We start from the raw sequence: 6,127 nt of genomic DNA on the forward strand, positions 1-6,127 counted from the left end.
ACGCGCGTGTCCGGATCCACGGCCGTTTCGGCCAGGATCGCCTGTGCTGTGGAGCGACCGATCCCGTAGATGTAGGTCAGAGCGATCTCGACCCGCTTGTCCCGGGGAAGGTCGACGCCGGCTATTCTTGCCATGTACCACCCGTTCAGATTGTGGGCGCGCCGTCGAATCGGCCGACGCCCGGCGTCCGTCTATTATCCCTGCCGCTGCTTGTGCTTCGGATCCCGGCTGCAGATCACGCGCACCACACCGCGGCGGCGAATGATCTTGCAGTGCTCACAGATCCGCTTAACGCTCGAGCGCACCTTCATGACGTATTCCGTCCTCTTGAACCGTTCGCGAGACAGCTTTTGAAGATAACCGCTGTCCGCCGGCGAATCAACGACCGTTACTTGAAACGGTAGGTAATCCGTCCCTTCGTCAGATCATAGGGAGACATCTCCACCGTGACCTTGTCTCCCGGGAGGATCCGGATGTAGTTCATTCGGATTTTGCCCGAGACGTGGCACGTGATCTCGTGCTCGTTCTCCAGCTTGACCCGGAACATGGCGTTCGGCAGCGCCTCGATGACCTCTCCGGCCATCTGGATCGGTTCCTCTTTTGCCAACTGCTCCCTCCTATCAGGGCCGGTTCGCCGCCATCGCAGTCAGGATCTTCGGTCCCTCGCGCGTCACGGCCACCGTGTGCTCGAAGTGCGCCGACAGGCTCCCGTCGGCCGTCACCACCGTCCATCCATCCGCCAGCGTGCGGATGTGCCGTCGTCCCGCATTGACCATCGGCTCGATGGCGATGACGAGCCCTTCCTCCAGCCTCTGGCCCTGGCCACGGCTCCCGTAATTGGGAACGTGCGGCTCCTCGTGGGGCGCGTAGCCAACCCCGTGACCCACCAGCTCCCGGATCACGCTGAACCCGGCCTTCTCCACGCTGGCCTGAATCGCGGCGCCCACATCGCCCACCGTAGAACCGACCGCGGCCTGTCGGACCCCGATCTCGAGCGCGGTTCGGGTCACGTCGAGGAGCCGCAGCGCATCCTCCGAGGCCTCGCCGACGGCCACGGTCACCGCCGCATCGGCATACAGGCCCTCGAGCTCCACGCCGACGTCGACACCTACCAGGTCGCCGTCCTCCAGCACCCGGTCCGGCGACGGGATCCCGTGCACGACCTCATCGTTCAGGCTCGTGCACAGCGTGGCCGGGAAGCCGTACAGCCCCTTGAACGCCGGCGTGGCACCCTCGTGGTCCCGGATGAAGGTCTCCGCGACCGCATCCAGGTCCGCCGTACTGACACCGGGCCGGGATTCATCGCCGACCAGGGCCAGGACTCCGGCCACGATCTCGCCGGCGCGACCGATCGCCTCGATCTCCGCCGACGACTTGAGCCGGATCACAACGCGAGGCAGCCCAGGATCTGCTCCTGGATCTCGTCGATGTCGCCCACGCCTCCGATCTCCAGCACCGGGACGCCGGCCCGCACGTACCAGTCGAGGACCGGCTTCGTATCGGCCCGATAGATCTCGAGCCGCCGCCGGATCGTCTCCTCGAGGTCATCCTTGCGGCCGCGGGACGCGAGCCGCCGCATGATCTCTTCGTCATCGACGTCGAGGTTCACGACCGCGTCCAGCTCTTCGTCGCGCTCCTCGAGCAGACGGGCCAGCCCCTCGGCCTGCGCCACGGTCCGCGGGAACCCGTCGAGGACGAAGCCCTCCGCGGAGCCCTCGTGCTCGAGCGACTCCCCGATGATCCCGAGGATCACCTCATCGGGCACGAGCTCGCCGGCGTGCATGAAGCGCTTCGCCTCGCGACCCCGGGGGGTCCCTTCGCGGAGCGCCTGCCGCAGGAAATCTCCGGTCGAATGCCGCGGCACACCCAGCCGCTGTGCCAGCAACTCCCCCTGCGTGCCTTTGCCGGCGCCCGGGGGACCCATGATGATGAGCCTCACGTCCGGATCTCCCTCGTCCGGGTACCTCACATGTATCGCTGGCGGCCCCTGTACTTGACCCGCCCCTTCTTCATGAACCCTTCATACTGCCGGAGCAGCAGGTGCTGCTGCATCTGCTGCACCGTATCCAGGGCCACGCCGACGACGATCAGCAGCGACGTGCCCCCGAAGAAGAACGTCTGGATGTCGAACGCGGCGAAGATCCAGAACGGCAGGATCGCGATGATCGCCAGGTAGATCGACCCGGGAAGCGTCACCCTGGTCAGTACCCGGTCGATGTACTCGGCGGTCTGGACCCCGGGCTTCACGCCGGGGATGAACCCGCCCTGCTTCTTCAGGTTCTCCGCCAGGTCGACCGGATTGAAGATGATCGCCGTGTACACGTAGGTGAACACGATGATCAGGGCCGCGTAGGTGACGTAGTACCACATCGATCCGGGCTGGAACATCTGGCTGAGGTCGTACAGGAACCCGGAGGCCCCCTGTCCGCCCGTGAAGGAGTACAGCGTTCCCGGCACGATGATGATGGCCTGCGCGAAGATGATCGGCATCACGCCGGCGCTGTTGATGCGGATCGGGATGAAGGACTTCTGCCCTTCGCGCACCCGACCGCGCCCGACCACCTTTCGCGGGATCTGCACCGGGATCCGGCGCGCCGCCATGGTGAGCGCCACCACGGCCGCCGTGATCAGGATCAGCACCACGATCAGCGCGATCAGCTTGAAGAGGCTGATTCCCCCGGCTCTCAGCAGCTCGAGCGTGTTGAACACGGCCGCCGGGAAACCCTGGATGATCGAAAAGAAGATCAGGAGCGACATGCCGTTGCCGATGCCGCGCTCGGTGATCTGCTCTCCGAGCCACATGACGAACACTCCACCCGCCGTGAGCAGCAGCACGGTCTCGAGCCGGAATCCCCAGCCCGGGTCCACGACGACCCCCGGCTGCGACTCGAGGAAGATGGAGTAGCCGTACGCCTGCATGATGCACAGGACCACGGTCGAGTACCGGGTCCACTGCGTGAGCTTGCGCCGGCCGTCCTCGCCTTCCTTCTGGAGCTTCTCGATCGTAGGGAAGGTCGAGCCCAGGACCTGGAAGATGATGCTGGCCGAGATGTACGGCATGATGCCGAGGGCGAACACGGTCGCCCGCTGCAGGGCACCCCCCGTGAACAGGTCGTAGATCCCGAAAAGCGTGCCCTGGAACTGTCCGGCCAGCTGTTGCAGGGCCAGGAGGTTCACACCCGCCGTCGGCACGTGCGAACCGAACCGGTACACGGCCAGACAGAGGAGCGTGAAGAGAATCTTGCTCTTCAGCTCCGGGATCTTGAAGATGTTCTGGGCGGCCTGCAGCGCTTGGGTACGTTCGTTCGCCATGTCAGCCGATCAGTTCCGCGGTTCCGCCATCCGCTTCGATCTTCGCCCTCGCAGCACCGCTGAACGCATGCGCCCGAACGGTGACCGCTCGACCCGGCGCCCCTTTGCCGAGGATCTTCACGGGTTTGTCCGCCGACCGGATCAGGCCGCTCGCCTCGAGCTCCTCCGGTCCGAACTCCGTGCCCTCCACCTCGGCCAGGACGCCCAGATTGACGATCTGGTACTCGCGCCGGTTGATCGGCTTGAAGCCCCGCTTCGGGACACGCCGGTACAGCGGCATCTGCCCGCCCTCGAACCAGGCGGGGATCGATGCCCCCGACCTCGACTTCTGGCCCTTGTGACCGCGTCCCGACGTCTTGCCCAGACCGGAGCCGCGCCCTCTTCCGACCCGCTTCCGCTGCGTGCGGGAACCGGGGGCCGGGCTCAGGTTGTCCAGGCCGATTCGCTTATCATCTGCCATCGGTCTACTCGACCTCCTCGACTTCCACCAGGTGCGACACGACACGGATCATCCCGCGGATGGCCGGATGGTCCTCCTTGACCACCTCCGCCTGATGATGACGGAGCCCCAGGGCCTCGAGCGTCGCCCGCTGCTTCTGGATCGCGTTGCTGCCGCTTCGCACCTGCTTGATCCGAATCTTCTTAGCCACGCATCGCCTCCCGGATCACCTCGACGTCGACGCCGCGCTCCCGCGCCACCGCTTCCGGGGTCATCAGGCTTTGCAGCCCGTTCATGGTGGCCGCGACCACGTTGAGCGGGTTGTTCGAACCCAGGCTCTTCGTGAGGATGTCCTGCACGCCCGCACAGTCGAGCACCGCCCGCACCGGACCGCCGGCGATCACACCGGTTCCCGGGGAGGCGGGCTTCAACAGCACCCGGCCCGCCCCGTGGCGTCCGATGAGCTCGTGCGGAATGGTGCCCCCGATGATCGGGATCTCCACCATGCTCTTCCGCGCCTGCTCCAGCCCTTTGCGGATCGCCTCGGCCACCTCGTTCGCCTTGCCGAGGGCCGTGCCGACCTTGCCCTGACCGTCACCGACGGCCACAAGAGCCGTGAAGGAGAACCGACGGCCGCCCTTGACGACCTTCGAGACCCGATTGATGTGGATCACGTTCTCCTTGAGGTTGTCGCCCTCGTCCCGCCGATCCCGTCTGCGACCTTGCTTCTTCGCCATTCCCTCAAATTCTCCAAATCCGGCGGCTCCGTCCGCGACTCTCGCGGACGATCGACCGTCCCTTGATGGGTCTCAGAACTTCAGCCCGCCGGCCCTCGCCCCATCGGCAAAGGCCTTGACGCGCCCGTGATATCGGTAGCCTCCCCGATCGAACACGACGCTCTCGATGCCCTCGGCCTTGGCCCTCTCGGCCAGCTGCCGGCCGGCCGTGAAGCTGGCGGCCATCTTGGCCGAGAGATCCTCCACCTCCGGCGTCTTGTCGAGCGCGAGGGTCGACAGACCCATGAGGGTCACGCCCCGGTCGTCGTCGACGAGCTGTCCCTCGAGGTTCTTCAGGCTCCGGAACACGACGAGCCTCGGCCGCTCCGCGGTGCCGCGCAGCTTCCTCAGGACCCGCTTGTGCCTCGTGGCGCGACGCTGCCGCCGCTCTGCCGACTTACTGACTGCCATTTCCTGCTCCTCCGACCGTTCACCCGATCCGGGTGTCCGGAACATGCGCTGGTGTTCTCTCGCCGATCAGGCGCCCACCGCCGTCGCCTTACCGGCCTTTCTCCGCACGTGCTCGCCTCGATACCGGATTCCCTTGCCCTTGTAAGGCTCCGGGGGCCGGATTCGACGGATCCGGGCGGCCACCTCTCCGACGGCCTGCTTGTCGATGCCTCTCACGTGAACGACGGTCGGCGTCTCCACGACCAGCTCCACGCCCGCGGGGGCCTCGAACATCACCGGATTGCTGTATCCGACGGAGAATTCCACCGCCTTGCCCTTCTGCTGGGCGCGGTACCCGACTCCGTGAATCTCCAGCGTGCGCTCGAACCCCTGGTGGACTCCCTCCACCATGTTCGCCACGAGGCTTCGCGTCAGCCCGTGCAGGGCCCGGTGCCGCGGCTGGTCCGTCGGCCGGGACACGGCGACGGCGCCGTCCTCGACGGCGATGTGCATGTCCGGGTCGAACCGTCCGCTGAGCTCGCCCTTGGGTCCCTTGACGCGGACCTCGGACCCGTCGACGGACACGGCGACGCCCTCCGGAACGACGATCGGCTGTTTTCCGACTCTCGACATCTCTACCGCACTCTGTCTGGCACCCCGACAACCGCGGGGTGACGGTTCCTGCGCCCGGTCCCTAGTAGACCGTGGCGATCACCTCTCCGCCCACGCGCTCCTGGCGGGCCTGCCGGTCCGTCATCACGCCCTTCGACGTGGACAGGATGGCGATGCCCATGCCCGACCGGACCCGTGGCATGCCCTGAGCGCCCACGTACCGGCGCAGTCCGGGCCGCGAGATCCTCCGTAGCGAGCGGATCACCGGCTTCTCATCCTCGGTGTACTTCAGGTAGACCCTGAGCACGCCGTGAGCCCCGTCGTCCAGGACCTTGTAGCCGTGGATGAAGTGGTTCTCGGTCAGGATTCGCGCGATCTCGACCTTCAGCTTCGCGACCGGCATGTCCACTCGGCGGTGACCCGCCCGGCTCGCGTTGCGAAGCCGCGTCAACATGTCGGCGATGGGATCGTTCATGCTCATGTTCTACCAACTCGCCTTTCGGACGCCGGGGATCTCCCCCCTGAGCGCCATCTGCCGGAAGCAGATCCTGCACAGGCCAAACTTCCGCATGTAGGCCCGCGACCGCCCGCACCTCTG

Annotated in this window: 12 protein-coding genes and 1 pseudogene; all 13 read right to left on the minus strand. The window is 66.2% G+C overall.

What is annotated here, in order from left to right; all coding sequences use genetic code 11:
• Window positions 1-134: 30S ribosomal protein S13 (gene rpsM, locus AC36XV_RS12780; RefSeq protein ID WP_492204082.1), on the minus strand; the 134-nt coding region annotated here is incomplete at its 3' end.
• Window positions 135-194: 60 nt separating this feature from the next.
• Complete coding sequence (gene rpmJ, locus AC36XV_RS12785; protein WP_492204072.1) at window positions 195-311, minus strand: 50S ribosomal protein L36; 117 nt, start codon at window positions 309-311, stop codon at window positions 195-197.
• A 77-nt stretch (window positions 312-388) separates the two neighbouring features.
• On the minus strand, window positions 389-607 hold the full coding sequence (gene infA, locus AC36XV_RS12790) for a translation initiation factor IF-1 (RefSeq protein WP_492204073.1): 219 nt from the start codon (window positions 605-607) through the stop codon (window positions 389-391).
• A gap of 13 nt (window positions 608-620) precedes the next feature.
• Window positions 621-1,388 (minus strand): type I methionyl aminopeptidase, encoded by a 768-nt coding sequence (gene map / locus AC36XV_RS12795; protein WP_492204074.1) that lies wholly within the window; start codon window positions 1,386-1,388, stop codon window positions 621-623.
• A complete protein-coding gene (locus AC36XV_RS12800) occupies window positions 1,385-1,939 on the minus strand; it encodes an adenylate kinase (protein ID WP_492204075.1) in 555 nt (184 codons plus the stop codon). Before AC36XV_RS12800 ends, map begins: the two co-directional genes overlap by 4 nt.
• 26 nt (window positions 1,940-1,965) lie before the next feature.
• Window positions 1,966-3,312 carry a preprotein translocase subunit SecY gene (gene secY / locus AC36XV_RS12805; protein WP_492204076.1) on the minus strand — a complete coding sequence of 449 codons (1,347 nt, stop codon included), beginning with the start codon at window positions 3,310-3,312 and terminating at the stop codon, window positions 1,966-1,968.
• Window position 3,313: 1 nt separating this feature from the next.
• Window positions 3,314-3,754, minus strand: a complete 441-nt coding sequence (gene rplO, locus AC36XV_RS12810; RefSeq protein ID WP_492204083.1) for a 50S ribosomal protein L15 — start codon at window positions 3,752-3,754, stop codon at window positions 3,314-3,316.
• Window positions 3,755-3,776: 22 nt separating this feature from the next.
• Window positions 3,777-3,962: a 50S ribosomal protein L30 gene (rpmD, locus tag AC36XV_RS12815; protein ID WP_492204077.1), complete on the minus strand. Its 186-nt coding sequence runs from the start codon at window positions 3,960-3,962 to the stop codon at window positions 3,777-3,779.
• Window positions 3,955-4,488 (minus strand): 30S ribosomal protein S5, encoded by a 534-nt coding sequence (rpsE, locus tag AC36XV_RS12820; RefSeq protein WP_492204078.1) that lies wholly within the window; start codon window positions 4,486-4,488, stop codon window positions 3,955-3,957. The genes rpmD and rpsE overlap by 8 nt, the downstream gene beginning before the upstream one ends.
• A gap of 72 nt (window positions 4,489-4,560) precedes the next feature.
• On the minus strand, window positions 4,561-4,938 hold the full coding sequence (gene rplR / locus AC36XV_RS12825; RefSeq protein ID WP_492204079.1) for a 50S ribosomal protein L18: 378 nt from the start codon (window positions 4,936-4,938) through the stop codon (window positions 4,561-4,563).
• A 66-nt stretch (window positions 4,939-5,004) separates the two neighbouring features.
• Window positions 5,005-5,550: a 50S ribosomal protein L6 gene (gene rplF, locus AC36XV_RS12830; protein ID WP_492204080.1), complete on the minus strand. Its 546-nt coding sequence runs from the start codon at window positions 5,548-5,550 to the stop codon at window positions 5,005-5,007.
• Window positions 5,551-5,611: 61 nt separating this feature from the next.
• Window positions 5,612-6,010, minus strand: a complete 399-nt coding sequence (rpsH, locus tag AC36XV_RS12835; protein ID WP_492204081.1) for a 30S ribosomal protein S8 — start codon at window positions 6,008-6,010, stop codon at window positions 5,612-5,614.
• Window positions 6,011-6,013: 3 nt separating this feature from the next.
• Window positions 6,014-6,127: pseudogene (locus tag AC36XV_RS12840) on the minus strand (type Z 30S ribosomal protein S14); the annotation flags it as partial.

This window comes from Candidatus Benthicola sp., assembly GCF_058719085.1.